This window comes from Photorhabdus akhurstii (assembly GCF_018448925.1).
Lineage (GTDB): Bacteria > Pseudomonadota > Gammaproteobacteria > Enterobacterales > Enterobacteriaceae > Photorhabdus > Photorhabdus akhurstii.
The window spans coordinates 1-15,143 of sequence record NZ_RCWE01000028.1 but is presented as its reverse complement, the minus strand read 5'-3'; the positions used below and the strand labels follow the sequence as shown (position 1 = coordinate 15,143).

The 15,143-nt window shown below is 40.9% G+C and carries 9 protein-coding genes and 1 pseudogene; 5 read left to right on the top strand and 5 right to left on the bottom strand.

The window, feature by feature from the left end:
- Positions 1–129 (top strand): annotated as a pseudogene (locus EAE93_RS24785) (ISNCY family transposase); the annotation flags it as partial.
- Between the two features lie 1,576 nt (positions 130–1,705).
- Here the strand turns inward: EAE93_RS24785 and EAE93_RS20280 are convergent.
- The 3 genes from EAE93_RS20280 to sbcD form a co-directional block, all read right to left on the bottom strand.
- Positions 1,706–1,960, bottom strand: a complete 255-nt coding sequence (locus EAE93_RS20280; RefSeq protein ID WP_214040433.1) for a hypothetical protein — start codon at positions 1,958–1,960, stop codon at positions 1,706–1,708.
- Between the two features lie 281 nt (positions 1,961–2,241).
- Positions 2,242–5,928 (bottom strand): AAA family ATPase, encoded by a 3,687-nt coding sequence (locus EAE93_RS20275; protein WP_214040432.1) that lies wholly within the window; start codon positions 5,926–5,928, stop codon positions 2,242–2,244.
- Positions 5,925–7,160, bottom strand: a complete 1,236-nt coding sequence (sbcD, locus tag EAE93_RS20270) for an exonuclease subunit SbcD (protein ID WP_036808771.1) — start codon at positions 7,158–7,160, stop codon at positions 5,925–5,927. Before sbcD ends, EAE93_RS20275 begins: the two co-directional genes overlap by 4 nt.
- A gap of 304 nt (positions 7,161–7,464) precedes the next feature.
- On the opposite strand from sbcD, the gene phoB reads away from it, so the two are divergent.
- The 3 genes from phoB to brnQ all read left to right on the top strand — a co-directional run bounded on the left by phoB (position 7,465) and on the right by brnQ (position 11,198).
- Positions 7,465–8,154 carry a phosphate regulon transcriptional regulator PhoB gene (phoB, locus tag EAE93_RS20265; protein WP_036783259.1) on the top strand — a complete coding sequence of 230 codons (690 nt, stop codon included), beginning with the start codon at positions 7,465–7,467 and terminating at the stop codon, positions 8,152–8,154.
- Between the two features lie 23 nt (positions 8,155–8,177).
- Positions 8,178–9,488: a phosphate regulon sensor histidine kinase PhoR gene (gene phoR, locus EAE93_RS20260; protein WP_036808774.1), complete on the top strand. Its 1,311-nt coding sequence runs from the start codon at positions 8,178–8,180 to the stop codon at positions 9,486–9,488.
- A 378-nt stretch (positions 9,489–9,866) separates the two neighbouring features.
- Positions 9,867–11,198, top strand: a complete 1,332-nt coding sequence (gene brnQ, locus EAE93_RS20255) for a branched-chain amino acid transport system II carrier protein (protein ID WP_040151667.1) — start codon at positions 9,867–9,869, stop codon at positions 11,196–11,198.
- A 139-nt stretch (positions 11,199–11,337) separates the two neighbouring features.
- Here brnQ and ggt read toward each other — a convergent pair whose 3' ends face one another.
- Together ggt and EAE93_RS20245 are read right to left on the bottom strand one after the other, a co-directional pair.
- Positions 11,338–13,098 (bottom strand): gamma-glutamyltransferase, encoded by a 1,761-nt coding sequence (gene ggt / locus EAE93_RS20250; protein WP_214040431.1) that lies wholly within the window; start codon positions 13,096–13,098, stop codon positions 11,338–11,340.
- Positions 13,099–13,319: 221 nt separating this feature from the next.
- A complete protein-coding gene (locus tag EAE93_RS20245; protein WP_036808784.1) occupies positions 13,320–13,922 on the bottom strand; it encodes a peroxiredoxin C in 603 nt (200 codons plus the stop codon).
- Positions 13,923–14,806: 884 nt separating this feature from the next.
- Between EAE93_RS20245 and EAE93_RS20240 the strand changes: the two genes are divergently transcribed.
- Positions 14,807–15,143, top strand: a 337-nt coding sequence (locus tag EAE93_RS20240) for a toxin VasX (RefSeq protein ID WP_332009516.1), incomplete at its 3' end; no start/stop codon positions are given.

Here is a 15,143-nt window from a genome sequence, read left to right as displayed (position 1 = left end):
CGAGAGGAAGGTCGAAAGGAAGGTAAACTGGAAACGGCTCGTGCCTTATTACGGCATGGCGTGAGTTTAGATATTATTGTCACCAGTACCGGCCTGAGCCGGGATAAAATTGAAGCGTTAAAGCATTAAATTAATCTTCTCTTCCACAGCAAAATGCCGATGTTCAAGATCGGCATTTTTATTCTTATTCAGGATGATGGCTATACGAGGGACTTTTACGTTTGCCCAGCGAAGCTGAAACCGGTCATACTGAAGCAACTTTATAGAGGACGAAATGACACCCTAATAGCATAGGGAGAGCGATTAGGTGAGTTGTTTGTGGAAACAAATACTCGTTCTGTTGTAGTAGTTGTTATTCCTATTGCATATTCCTTATTACCTGTGAAATTAATCTATAAGTCGTTTATGTTTATGAAAAGATATAAGAAATTTATACCTTAATATTTTATTTATTATATGAATCCAAGGGGGATTAGTTAGCTAAGGACTGAAAAAATAGGTGCTTCATTAATGCCAGATTTTAAAATAATACAGAGTGGCTAAAAAAATCCGACTTTCTGTCATATTTAATACATTTATCTGCGATACTATCCTTCGATTATTTTACGTTTACCTAATCTGATACAATTATTTAAAAGTGATAATGGGGAGATGTTAAAGATTTTATATAACTAACAGGAGGATATTCAGATGCTTTTTTGTTGTTATTTTACGAGAAAATCTATAAAAATAACGCAATAAAAAATTGGTTGATAGATTAGTTTAATAGGGTTTAAGTTATAATGGTTGAATTAATTATCTGAAAAAACATAAAGGGATATCTTTATATCATCAGGCCATTTACTGACTGATTTATTAATAAAATAAATAGTAGGGCTTATTAAAACCACTCAAGATTGTCGGTAAAACAGAGTCAGTATTAATGCGCGTTGGGAAATAATGGATAAAAAAGAATGAATGTCCAAACAGATAAGTGATTATTATGATCAGTAAAAATAGAGAGCGGTTATGATTAAACTTAATAGAAAGCAGACGTCGAAAGTGGTAAAAATACCATTTAAAATTTTATACCGGTTAAAATCCGATGTTAAAATAATGCGTTTTAATAACAGTTTAAATAGCGTTTCATAATTCTGCTACACATAGTCTTATCCAACCCGTTGTTATACATGGAATTATGAGTGGTATAAGGTGTGGCGCTATTTTGGAATCTTATTTAAAATCTGCCAATCATAAAACCATCAGTGAAAAAAACTTGACTCTATTAATGTTTATGTAATCAGGGGGAATAAATAAGAATATGAATAGATTAGGTAAGCTGTTTTCTTAAAGAGACTGGCTTTAATAACGTTCTCAATCGGGAAATAGACTTGTTTATAAAATATTAAATAATTGCTCATCGGAAGTTGGCATAAAGATCCAAAAAAATGATTTAACAGAATGCGAATCTGGTTATTTACAATAGACCCTGTAAATACTTCAATTTAAGCCGTGTCTCTTTTCATGCCTTTAATGTAATCTCATGCTAAAATCAATTTGTGTTGTTATTTTTATAAACTATTTTTGCTCTCGGTTTACATTTAAATACCCACTTAATTGTTATCGCCTTTCTGGATGATTAATCTAACAAACCTTTTACTATCGATGATGAAAATAAGGCGTTATTAGAGAAAATCAATCAATAGACAATACGCTACCTGAAATTTTATATGATGGAAAAAACTTTATTTTTAAAAGGGGTTGTCAACGGCTTATGAGTTATTAAGGTTAAACCTGTTAAACCTGTTAAACCTGTTAAACCTGTTAAACCTGTTAAACCTGTTAAACCTGTTAAACCTGTTAAACCTGTTAAACCTGTTAAACCTGTTAAACCTGTTAAACCTGTTAAACCTGTTAAACCTGTTAAACCTGTTAAACCTGTTAAACCTGTTAAACCTGTTAAACCTATCGTTTTTAACAAAACCTGCGGACTTCTCCTTCCTGAATGTTAATTATGAGTAAAACGCGCTTTTAACATCAGGGGAAGAGGGATAACAAACAGCTCGAAGAATTATCATTTCGTTGGATGTTCTTGTTTCTTGATGTATGTTGGTGAGAGTAAGCCACGCAATACATTCAAAATCAGCAAGGGTAATGCCTTGCCGAAATTTCTTTCCCGCCTTTATGCTGGCGGGAGTATCCTTTTCAAGGAAAAAATGGCGGAAATCAATTCACTTTAGGAATACTTTTTATTGTTTCCCGCTATTGTTTACCATAACGAAACTCAGGGGAGAGTTTACTTATCCCAAGCCCATTAATTTTTTTAACTTTGATCTGCACGGGTATCCGTTCTTTCATGGCTTCAATGTGGCTGATAACACCGATGGTTTTACCGGAAGCATTTAAATGATCCAGCGCGTCAAGCGCAATATCAAGGGTTTCTTGATCAAGTGTGCCAAAGCCTTCATCCAGGAATAGTGAATCGATACTGGTTTTATTGCTGACTAAATCAGATAGTGCTAAAGCCAAGGCGAGGCTGACCAGAAAACTTTCGCCGCCAGAAAGCGTTTTGGTATCACGAATAGCATCGGCTTGCCAGGTATCAACCACTTGCAGTTCAAGACCATCACTGTTTTTACGTTGCAAATCGTAGCGTCCGTGCAATTTTTTCAGCCGTTGATTGGCGAGATGAACCAAATGATCCAGTGTTAATCCTTGAGCAAAACGACGGAATTTAGCGCCATCAGCCGAACCAATCAGGTTATTAAGATAACTCCAGTCATCATAATTTTGTTGGCAATGACTGATCTCTTCCAATAAGGATTTTTGCTGTTGACGGCGTGTTGCATCATTACCAAGCAGGTTTTTCAGCTCTCCTTGTTGTAAGGTGTTTCTTTTTAGCTCATCAATAAGGCTTTCCAACTGTTCAGTCAGTTGTGATTTTGTATATTGATCAAGTAATTCAGGGCGATTTTTCCGATGTTGTTGCAGGGCCTCTATCGCTTTCTGGCATAGGGCGTTGGCTTGTATCTGCTGTTGTTCAAGCTGTTCTTTGAGTTGTCGTAATTCCTTACGTTGTTCTTGCGATAACAGTGCCGCTTCAAGGGCATGTTGATCGGTAAATGAGCTTTTAGCTAACGCGACATTAAGGTTCTGTTCTGCCTGCTGTTTTTGTTGTTCAGATTGGCGACAGTTTTTTTCTGTCTCATGAATGGCGCCGGTTAGTTGGTTGATGCTGGATTGCGCTTGTTGCAGATGTGACAATGCTTGTTTGTGCATTTCCTCCAGCTTTTGAGATTGTTGTTGTAATGCCTGAGTGATTTCTGTAACGGATTGTTCACCAAATAGCTTTTTGCGCTGTTGTTGTGTCTCTGCGAGTTGTTGTTTCTGCTGTTGTGCTGTTTGATTAAGCTCGTTTAAACGGCATACATATTCTTCTTTCTGTTTATGCAATGATTCAATCTGATTTTGGATAACCGCTTCTTCTTTTTGGATCTGTTGCCAGTTTTCATGACAGTTTTGATATACCTGCCACTCTTTTCTACGTTGTTGCAGCCAGTTTTCACTTTCATTCAACATTGGCAGTGATAAATCATATTGCTGTAATTCTGACGTCATTTTTTCGATGACATCCGTCAATTTACGCTGCTGCTGTTGTATCTCTGGTTGTCGTTCAGATAAGAGTTTTTTCTGTGTATTGTATTGATGCTTACTCAGTTCAATATTTCGCTCAATTTCTTTAACGTGTTCTTGATGAGCGGCCACTGTTTTTTCTGTTTTCTGGTACGTTTTTTCTGCTAGTTCAAGTTCGGTTAATTGGGTTTGGCAAAGCTGATGAGCAGATTGGTTTTGTTGCACAAATAGTTCGAGAGCGGGTTTATCTGAAAGAGAAATGTCGATCTGTAATGTTGCGCAAGTTTCCTGCCATTGTTGAGTTAATACATTCAGTCGTGGTTCAGCGTCAGCAATTTCTTGCAAAATATGGTCGTATTGTTGCTGTTGGAACTCTTTTTTATTGACCAATGATATTTTGGTGGCTTGTAACTCGTCGAATTGCAGACGTAAATCTTTTAACCGTTGTTCTGATTTTGGCAGTTCAATATTTTGATAAGCTTGAATGGCAGGGTGATGTTCAGAACCGCACAGTGGGCAAGGAGAGCCTTCCTTGAGTTGTGTCCGTTCTTTTTCCAGACTGACAATCTTTTGTTCTAACTGAATACGTTGAGTCAGATCGGCTAAATGTTGCTGTTTGTCTGAGAGTTGTTTATCGATGGATTCAATTTGAACAGGAAGTTCCTTTAATAATTTTTCCGGTTGTTGTAAGCGAATATGATGACTGGCAATAGCGACTTGTAATTGCAAGATTTGCGGCGATAGGATTTCCAGTTTATGTTGCAGCGGTAGCTGTTCCTGATATTGAGTTAATTGTTTTTTTAATTTCTCCGGCGAATATTGCTTTTGCAGAGTAAAAAATTGTTGTTTGGCCTGCTCAAATGCCAGTTCCAGCGGTTGGTTATTTTCAATCTGTTGTTTTAAATCTTCTCCTTGTTTGTTCAGATTATCGTTAAGTTGCGCGATTTCGGCGGTGAGTTCGCCAATTTTTTGCGTTTGGTGATCAATTTGTTGCTGCTGTTCTTGCCGCCAAGAGAATTGATGTTGCCAAAAAGCCAGCTTTTCACCGAAATGTTGATGATAAGGTTGTTGTTCGAAATAGTTTTCCAGTTGTTTTCTTTGATTGGTGAATGATAGGGCGCGCTGATTTGCGGTGTCATATTGCTGACAGCGGTTTTCAAGTGCGGTTTTCTGTTCGTTGATTTGTTGCTGAGTAAGATTGAGCTCTTTAATCTGCACCGCAATTTGATGATCTAATGGAATCACCTGTTCTGTTATCAGCTTTTCTTGTTGTTGCCGGTGTTGTTGGTGTGCGGCTCTGGCAGAATCTGCATGAGTCACGTTTTGCTGTATCGGCGTGAGTGTCTGTTGTTGTTGATGAAGTTGCTGACGCATCTCTGCCAACTGTTTGCTGATTCTCTGATGTTCATATTGCGTTCGGTTTTGATCATCCAGCAATGGGCGCAATGTTTCTGCGGGTTCACTGCTAGCCAGTTTTTGCAGTTGCGGCTCTGCATGAGTAAGCGCCTTTTCTGCCTGTTGTAAGGAAGCGTTATTTTCAGTAACAAGTCGCTCAAGTTCTTCTTCACGTGTCAGCCATTGTGCCGAATGTTGCACTGTTTTTATCTGCTGATTGAGTTGTGATTCAGCATGGGTGAGTTGTTGCTGTTGTTCCAGATATTGTTGATGTTGTTCTGCTGTTAACAAATCAATGGCGGATGCTTTGGCTTGCAGAATATCCAGCTCTGATTGTGCTTGTTTATGTTGTTGGTAGATTTGTTGAGATAAAATTCCGTAAATTTCAGTACCGGTTAACTCTTCCAATAAATCAGCCCGTTCGTTTGGCTGAGCATTGAGGAAAGCGGCGAAATCCCCTTGGGAGAGCAACATAGATTTGGTGAAACGGCCGTAATCTAATCCGGTAATTTCAATGATTTTCTCTTTTTTATCCTGGATTTTATCGGACAGAATTTTGCCACTGCTGCTAAGGGCGAGTTCTACTTTAGGGGCTTGCAGATTGCCATTCGGTTGATTACGCGCTCGTCGTTGGCTCCAGAAAGCACGGTAAGCGACACCTTTCACTTCAAACTCAACTTCAGCTAATGATTCCGCGGTGTGTCGGGTCATCAGCTCATTTTGTGAGGTAGAAATCGTTAAGCGTGGGGTTTCGTGATAAAGCGCAAGGCAGATCGCATCCAACAAGGTGGTTTTACCCGCACCGGTAGGGCCGGTTATGGCGAACAGACCATTGCTGGCAAACGGCTCTGCTGTGAAATCAATTTTCCATTCACCTTGTAATGAATTAATGTTCTTTAGCCGTAGACTCAAAATCTTCATGCCTGCTCCTCCTTGTTTTTAGCCTGATAGATATCGTTCACTGTTTGTTCGAAAAGAGTAGTCAGACGTCTTTTATGTTCTTCATCTTCGAGTGCTGATTGGGCAAGTCGTCGGGCAAAAACCTCATTAACGCTAAGTTCTGTCAGGGTTTCTCTGTTTTCTTGCGCTAGCCTATTTTGCTGCTGTGTTTTACTGCGTCGCAGCAGAATGACTTCGACAGGAAGCTCTGCAACCATTGATTGAATTCTTTTCTGAATATCATGGAGGTAATCTTGGGTGGCAACTTCAATATCCAGCCAGACGGGCTGCTCTCCTTGATGGTCATTAAAAGTTTGTAATTGTTGCTCAATCTGTTGTAGGTCGCCCTTGATAAGCTGCATAGGCTGATATTGTGGAATGGGTAAAAGCTTAATAGATTCCAGTTTGTCTTGGGTAAATTCCACCAAACAGACACTTTTCTCTTGCCCGATTTCATCGAAACTAAGAGGAATCGGGGAGCCGCTGTAGCGAATATGTTCAGATTTAGCCACGATTTGTGGCCGGTGAATATGCCCAAGGGCAATATAGTCTACCGGCGGAAACGCTTGTGCCGGGAAGGCGTCCAATGTACCGATATAAATATCCCGCACTGAATCTGTAACCGTGGCGCCAACGGTCGTTAGGTGTCCGGTAGCAATGATAGGTAAAGGCAAATTCAATTCATCACGTAATTCACACGCTTGCTGATAGAGTCGATGATAGTGTTTTGCAATGGCTTCTTGTAATACGACTTGTTTTTGTTCTCCTGACTGACCAGCTTGGCTGATCATAATATCTCTTGGCCGCAGAAAAGGGATTGTACAAAGAATCGCACCGGCATTGCCTTGTTTGGTGGTGAGGACTTTTATCTGTTTTTGTGGATCTTTTTCTGCGTGAGCGATAACGGTGGTATTCAGGCAGGAAAGGAGTTCTTTTGATTCATTTAATGTTGCGACTGAATCATGGTTGCCGCCAAGGATAATTAACTGACAACCGGTAGGCTGTAGTTCAACGATAAAGCGATTATATAGCTCGCGGGCGTAGCTAGGCGGTGAGCCGGTATCAAATACATCTCCGGCGACAATTAATGCATCGGCCTGGTAGTTTTCGATCTGTTTAATCAGCCAGCGCAGAAAATGTTGATGTTCAGCAGCCCGGCTTTTTGTAAAAAAATATTGGCCGAGATGCCAGTCCGAAGTGTGAATAATACGCATAGTTTCGCCGTCATTGGTTAAAGTGAAGCATGATTATAATCGCTGTATTCTGAATGTCGCTTTTAAATCCGATCTCTTGAATATATCTCCGAGCGGCTTCGCATTCATTATGAAATATGACAATTGTTAAATTAATTATTGCGAAATAGATTGCAGATAGCGGATAACCAAGGCAGGATTTCATAAATTTGTCATAAAACTGACGCATAATGCTTTTTCAAATTAGGCTGTTATCAGGTGCGCCGTAAAACCTCGTTCTTTAGGGCGTAGTGGATGTCAACTCAATATATTAACGGGATTAATCATGGCAAGACGCATTCTGGTAGTTGAAGATGAAGCTCCGATTCGTGAGATGGTCTGTTTTGTTCTGGAGAAAAACGGGTATCAGCCGGTAGAAGCAGAGGATTATGATTCTGCGTTGGCATGTTTATCTGAGCCATATCCTGATTTAGTGTTATTGGATTGGATGCTTCCCGGCGGCTCTGGCTTGCAGATAATTAAACAGATGAAACGGAATAATAATATCCGTGATATTCCGGTGATGATGCTGACTGCCCGCGGTGAAGAGGAAGATCGGGTGCGTGGCCTCGAAGTTGGGGCGGATGACTATATCACCAAGCCTTTTTCTCCTAAAGAGCTGGTTGCTAGAGTTAAAGCGGTATTACGGCGTATTTCACCGATGGTCATGGAAGATATTATCGAAATGAATGGCTTGGTTTTGGATTCAACCTCCCATCGGGTGACCAGCCAGGATAAAGCACTGGATATGGGGCCGACGGAATTTAAATTATTGCACTTCTTTATGACTCACCCTGAACGGGTCTATAGCCGTGAACAGTTGCTTAATTATGTTTGGGGAGCAAACGTTTACGTTGAAGATAGAACTGTTGATGTCCATATCCGCCGTTTACGTAAAGTATTAGAGATTGGCGGCCATGATAAAATGGTGCAGACCGTTCGTGGTACGGGTTACCGTTTTTCTACCCGTTACTAAATCCACGCACCGGAGAATCTAATGTGTTAGAACGTTTATCCTGGAAGAAGCTGGTTTCAGAACTGTTTCTCTTTTGTTTGCCTGCGTTAATTTTGTCGATATTTATTGGTCATTTATCTTGGTGTTTATTTGTTTCGGTGTTTTTTGCGCTGATATGGCATGGTTATAATCTGCTGAAACTGTCGAACTGGCTATGGCTGGATCGCAGTATGTTGCCGCCGTCGGGGAGAGGAGGGTGGGAGCCAATTTTCTATGGTATTCACCAGATGCAGCAACGGAATCGAAAACGGCGTCGTGAGCTGGCATTGTTGATCAAACGGTTTCGGAGCGGAGCGGAATCATTGCCCGATGCCATTGTGATGATGACAACAGAAGGTAATATTTTCTGGTGTAACCGTTTGGCGCAACATTTACTCGGTTTTCGTTGGCCAGAAGACAATGGACAGCATATTTTTAATTTACTCCGCTACCCTGATTTTAGCCGGTATATCCTTTCCAGAGATTTTTCACGTCCTTTATCCATTGAATTAAATAATGGTTTTACCGTTGAGTTCCGGGTGATGCCTTATACTGAGGGACAGTTTTTAATGGTTGCCAGAGATGTGACTCAAAAGCGAACACTGGAAAATGCCCGTCGTGACTTTTTTGCCAATGTCAGCCATGAAATGCGTACCCCTTTAACCGTCTTGCAGGGTTATTTGGAAATGATGCAGGATCAGGCAGAGGATAATCCGCTAAATAAGAAAGCGCTGCATACGATGCAGGAGCAAACCCGAAGGCTGGACAGTTTGGTGAAACAATTGTTGCAACTGTCTAAAATTGAAGTCGCTCCCCAGATTGATATGAATGAAGTGGTTGATGTGCCTTTGATGCTTAAAGTATTGCGTCAGGAAGCCTCGGCACTGGGTAATGAATGTTATAAGATTAATTTTGATATTAGTGAAGGACTTAAAGTGTTCGGCAATGAAGAGCAGCTTCGTAGTGCAATGTCGAATTTGGTTTATAACGCGGTTAACCATACCCCGAAAGGGACTCAGATTGATGTCAGTTGGAAAAAGAGTTCCCACGGCGCTGAATTTACTGTGAAAGATAATGGGCAAGGCATCAGTGCTGAACATCTACCTCGTTTGACCGAACGTTTTTATCGGGTGGATAAAGCGCGTTCCAGACAAACGGGAGGAAGTGGTCTCGGTCTTGCGATTGTGAAACATGCCTTACATCATCACCATTCTCATCTTGAAATTTCCAGCGAAATAGGGAAAGGGACGATCTTTAGTTTTACTTTACCAACAGGATTGATGGTACCTGTCAAAATAACCAGCAAACAGAGATAGGAATAGTTTGATTAACAGTAATAATTAATCTTCGCAATTGATTATTATTTTTTCAGGTTAAAAAAAACGCAAATCATATAGTGTTTATTCAATGATAGCTAACAGCAATCACTAGTTTTGAAAAAGAGTACGGCATATACTTCTGCATTCTGGTTTATCTATTGCCTTCTGGCACTATAAAAGTTTTACTTGTGGGCAGTTGTTGGCGATTCTATCTATAATAACTGCTATAAATCTGTCTTCAACAGATACTTGGTGAATATTATTTTGATAATGAATCGTTAAATTAGGGTTCAATATTGTCAATATGGGCTTAGCTATTGGCAGTATTTATATTATTCAGGCCATAAATATGGTAACAAAATATTAATAATCATTATGACACATCGTTTATCATCTAAGGATATTTGGGCATTAGGATTTATGACTTTTGCTCTGTTTGTGGGGGCGGGAAATATCATTTTTCCCCCTATGGTGGGGTTACAATCAGGTGAATATGTTTGGTTAGCAGCACTAGGCTTTCTAGCGACTGCGGTTGGTTTACCCGTCATTACAATCATCGCGTTGGCAAAAGTTGGCGGTGGTATTGAAGAGCTGAGTTCACCTATTGGTAAAGTTGCTGGTTTGCTGCTGGCGACAGTTTGTTATTTGGCTGTTGGTCCTTTATTCGCTATCCCACGGACCGCAACTGTCTCTTTTGAAGTAGGTATTGCCCCGCTTACCAGTACCGGCGAGTTACCCCTGTTTATCTACAGTCTTATTTATTTTTTGTTGGTAATTGCTGTTTCCCTGTACCCAGGCCGTTTGCTTGATACTGTCGGGCATGTGTTAGCGCCTATCAAGATGTTGGCGTTAGGTATACTTGGTGTTGCTGCTTTACTTTGGCCGGCCGGTGATTCAATTCCAGCGATTGATGTTTATCAGCAAATCCCATTCTCCAGTGGCTTCGTCAATGGTTATCTGACGATGGATACGCTGGGAGCGATGGTGTTTGGGATTGTTATTGTTAACGCCGCGCGTTCAAGAGGCGTTGCCGCATCTTCATTATTAACCCGTTATGCAATGTGGGCAGGTTTTATCGCCGGTCTTGGTCTGATACTGGTTTATCTTTCCCTGTTCAAATTGGGGGCCGGTAGTGGATCGTTAGTGCCTCATGCAGAAAATGGCGCGGTCATTTTGCATGCCTATGTTCATCATACTTTTGGTGGTGTTGGCAGTCTTTTCCTGGCTGTGCTGATTTTTGTCGCCTGTATGGTGACGGCGGTTGGATTAACCTGTGCATGTGCTGAGTTTTTCAGCCGCTATTTGCCCCTGTCTTATCGTTCATTGGTTTTGATCCTTGGAGGATTCTCCATGTTGACTTCTAACCTTGGTTTGAGTCATTTGATTAAGATTTCTATACCGGTACTGACAGCTATTTATCCACCTTGTATCGTTCTGATTGTGTTAAGTTTTACGCTGTGCTGGTGGCATAATTTTACCCGCATTTTGGCTCCAGTAATGTTAATTAGTCTGATATTTGGTATTTTGGATGCGATTAAGTCATCTGAAGCACTGGTTTATTTGTTACCAAACTGGGCAACACGTTTACCACTGGCGGACCAAGGGTTGGCTTGGTTAGCGCCATCCCTGTTGGTTTTAGTTGTAGCTGGTATTTATGACCGTGTTTTAGGGCGCTCTGGTACCCGCGAGACGCAAATGCATCAGTGATGATGTTTGTTTCTCTGACTGTTTGCCATCGTCGGATGTTCAGGGAAAGTATGGGATGGGGTTCCTGAAAAAAGGATATCCCATCCCGATATTGCCTACACAGATTAGCTATTTTTTTAGTTGTTGGTCATTTTGGTCATTAGTAACCAATAGCCGCACCGGCCGGGCGTCGGACATCATTGGCGCCATAAAAATGGTTTTCACGCACTTTACCAGATACGGCGGCATCATTGCCTGAAGAATTAGCTGAATCGCCAGCGGTTTTAGGTAAACCCACCATAATCACTTCAGCAGCGCCCCACGGTATCTGTTCCACCATCTTGTATCCCATTTTTTCTAGTAAATTCAACGAGTCTTTAGAAATACCACGTTGCTCATAATAAACTTCGTCGGGTAGCCATTGATGATGAATGCGGGGGCTATTAACCGCTTCTTGAGGAGGCATCCCGTGTTCAATGATGTTTAAGGCAGTTTGCAGGGTAATAGAGATAATACGGGAGCCGCCGGGTGAACCCAGAACAAGGAATATCTTGTTGTCTTTTGTGACAAGTGTCGGGCTCATCGAGGATAGTGGGCGCTTACCTGGGGCAATAGAGTTAGTCGCGCCTTGGATGAGGCCATAAAGATTCTTCTCACCAATTTTAGTGGTGAAATCATCCATTTCATCATTGAGGAAGAAACCTGTCCCGGGGGCGATGACGACAGCGCCGAAAAGTCCGTTGATAGTATAGGTGGTTGAAACCGCATTACCTTCTTTGTCGACAATAGAGTAGTGAGTAGTTTCTGGTTTTTCATGGGGGCCAATACCTGGCTGAACATTCTCCGATAATGTTGCTTTACCTGGTTCTATTTTTTTACGTAGAGATTCAGCGTAATTCTTACTCAATAAGCGATCGATGGGATTTTTAACAAATTCTGGATCGCCAAGGTAAGTATTTCTATCCATGTAGGCATGACGCATGGCTTCTGTCAGTGTGTGAATATAATTAGCCGAGTTAAATCCCATTTCTTTGAGGTTGTAACCTTCCAAGATATTCAGAATTTCACACATGGTTACTCCACCTGAACTCGGTGGCGGTGAAGAGATAAATTTATAACCGCGATAGTTACAGGTGACGGGGGTTGTTTCTGAGATTTTATAGTTGGCAAAATCAGCTTCGGTAATAATGCCGCCGGATTTTTTAGCTGCTTCGGCGACCAGTTTAGGAATATTTCCGTGATAGAAAGCTTCCTGCCCTTTTTTAGCAATTAACTCCAACGTATTCGCTAGATCGGTTTGTATCAGCCTGTCTCCCGGTTGATAAGGAGAGTCATCTTTGCGTAGGAAGATACGGGCTGCTTCTGGATCTTTGCGGAAGCGTTTGATTGAAGTATCCAGAATATCAGTGTCTGCGCGGGTCAGTATAAATCCTTCTCGTGCCAGCTTAATCGCAGGCGCCATAACTTGTTCACGACTTAATTTGCCATATTTTTTTAGGGCGCTGTTTAACCCCATCACAGTTCCAGGCACACCGGCCGCGCGGTAACCATATAAACTTGATTCTTTAATAACATTGCCTTCTTTATCCAGATACATATCGGCACTTGCTGCATTTGGCGCGGTTTCGCGGAAGTTAATAAAAGTATTGGTACCATCCGCCAAATGAATTGTCATAAAACCACCACCACCGATATTTCCACAACATGGATTAACAACGGCTTGGGCATAGCCAACGGCAACGGCTGCATCAACTGCGTTTCCTCCCATTTTGAGGATATCGACACCCACTTGTGAAGCAAGGTGTTGGGCTGAAACGACCATACCATTTTTAGCTTCAACAGCCGGTTGCGAAGCGGCATAAAGATGGGATGAGATAAGCAAGGATAAGATTGCCAGTGGTGTTTTCCATGTTTTCGACATATTGCGAGCTCCTGTTTTTTGGCGAGGTTATTTTCGTCAGTTGTAATAAGCTGTTTTATTTACACTGATTTTAATGTTAAACAATTGTAAATTTAATTATAAATGGCGATGGTTATCAGGAAGAGGGAGTTTTTGTGCGCAAGGTGGCAAAACGAGGAATTTCAGTGATAAAAAAACCAGCCGGAATAACCGGCTGGTCTGAATATGGGTAATATCTAAGGTTATAGTTTACCAGCGTTTTGAGACAGGTATTTAGCTACGCCATCTGGAGAGGCGCTCATACCTTCTTTACCTTTTTCCCACTGTGCAGGGCAGACATCACCGTGCTCTTCGTGGAATTGCAATGCGTCAACCATACGCAGCATTTCGTCAATGTTACGGCCCAGAGGCAGATCGTTAACGACTTGATGACGAACCACGCCATTTTTGTCGATCAGGAAAGAACCGCGCAGAGCGACACCCGCATCTGGATGCTCAATGCCGTATGCTTTTTGAATTTCACGTTTAGTATCGGCAACCATTGCATATTTAACTTCGCCAATACCACCTTGATCGATAGGAGTTTTACGCCATGCGTTATGGACGAATTCAGAATCAAAAGAAACACCGATAACTTCAACACCGCGCTTTTTGAACTCTTCGTAGCGGTGATCAAATGCGATCAGCTCAGAAGGGCATACGAAAGTAAAGTCCATTGGCCAGAAAAAGATAACCGCAGGTTTACCATTCAGGTGTTTTTTCAGGTTGAAATTCCCAACTATTTCGCCGTTGCCGAGGACTGCTGCTGCTGTAAAGTCAGGGGCTTGACGAGTTACCAGAACCATGAGTTACTCCTGTAGTTTTACGAGGTTTATGTAAAAATTAGATATAGAATAAAGAATTAGCGTACACCAATAAAGGATAAAATACTAATCTTTGCAATAGATTTTACCTATTAATACTTTATTTTTATTTTCTTTACCTTAATAAGATAGGGGATTTTTGCAAAGGTTTATTCGGATTCAAACTAAGAGACTTATATCAATTAGTCTATTTTTATTCGTTATAGAGCAAATCTGGGCACTGTTCGGGCCACTCCTAATACAACCCGTCAGCGCGACCGAAGAGCATTATTCTCACCTATTACTTACCTACATTTACTTACATGACGATTTCTGTGTCCATCATTTATTCTCCAGCATAGATGGGCAATTTGTAGTTATTGGAATAAGAACTTACTGAAATAAGTTAAATAATTATGTTACTTAAACATTTATAAAATTTATATTATTGACTGTTCTGAGCAAAAATTTACATTTACTTAAACTATCAATTTTGATATTTATTGAGGATAAATATAAATTTATATTAACTTTCTAACGTGAAAAACAGAGGTAGAAATGAGGAATCTTAAAGACGTCAATAGGGAAAAATTTTTACAAATAAAATGTAATATGAATGAATTGACGCGAGAAAACCCACATTTTTCCCTGCTGATTTCTCCCGTTTCAAGCAAGATCCGGCCCTATTTTTGTATCCTATTTCCTCCAAACAGCTTTTTGAAATGTTGTTAAATCATTTGCGTAAGTTCACTGCTTGAACAATGAACTTATTCAGGATTGTAACCAGTGAAAATATTCTCAGCCTTTGGTTGTATGGACTTTTTTGAATAATAAGAGTAGCCGCAGTGTATCCATGACATCCTTAGATTAACAACAAAGGAGATATTATGACCATCAATATTCAGGAAGAATTTGACAAATTAATAGAAAAAGCTTACGAACTGTTCCCGCAAAATCTTGAGGTAGATAATTATATTCAGCCCTGTGACTGCGATGTTAAACCGATTTACCCGGTTCGCTATGCTTATGTGAACTTTTTCGGCAAAGAGCTGGAAAAACCAGAAGCACCGCCGGATATCCATACCCTGATGTTCTCTTCATCACTCCAACAAACCAAAGGCTATGCCGCCCGCCTTCTGCGTCCCGGCTGGATATACATTAAGGAAGAAGACCCGCTTACCGCTCGCGGCAGCAAGGCCCGGGGCTATCTTCATATCTTTAAAT

Bases quoted from the DNA above. Each gene is read 5' to 3' on its own strand.
- EAE93_RS20275 (WP_214040432.1), bottom strand. From the start codon at position 5,928: ATGAAGATTTTGAGTCTACGGCTAAAGAACATTAATTCATTACAAGGT.
- sbcD (WP_036808771.1), bottom strand. From the start codon at position 7,160: ATGCGTATTATTCACACTTCGGACTGGCATCTCGGCCAATATTTTTTT.
- phoB (WP_036783259.1), top strand. From the start codon at position 7,465: ATGGCAAGACGCATTCTGGTAGTTGAAGATGAAGCTCCGATTCGTGAG.
- brnQ (WP_040151667.1), top strand. From the start codon at position 9,867: ATGACACATCGTTTATCATCTAAGGATATTTGGGCATTAGGATTTATG.
- ggt (WP_214040431.1), bottom strand. From the start codon at position 13,098: ATGTCGAAAACATGGAAAACACCACTGGCAATCTTATCCTTGCTTATC.
- EAE93_RS20245 (WP_036808784.1), bottom strand. From the start codon at position 13,922: ATGGTTCTGGTAACTCGTCAAGCCCCTGACTTTACAGCAGCAGCAGTC.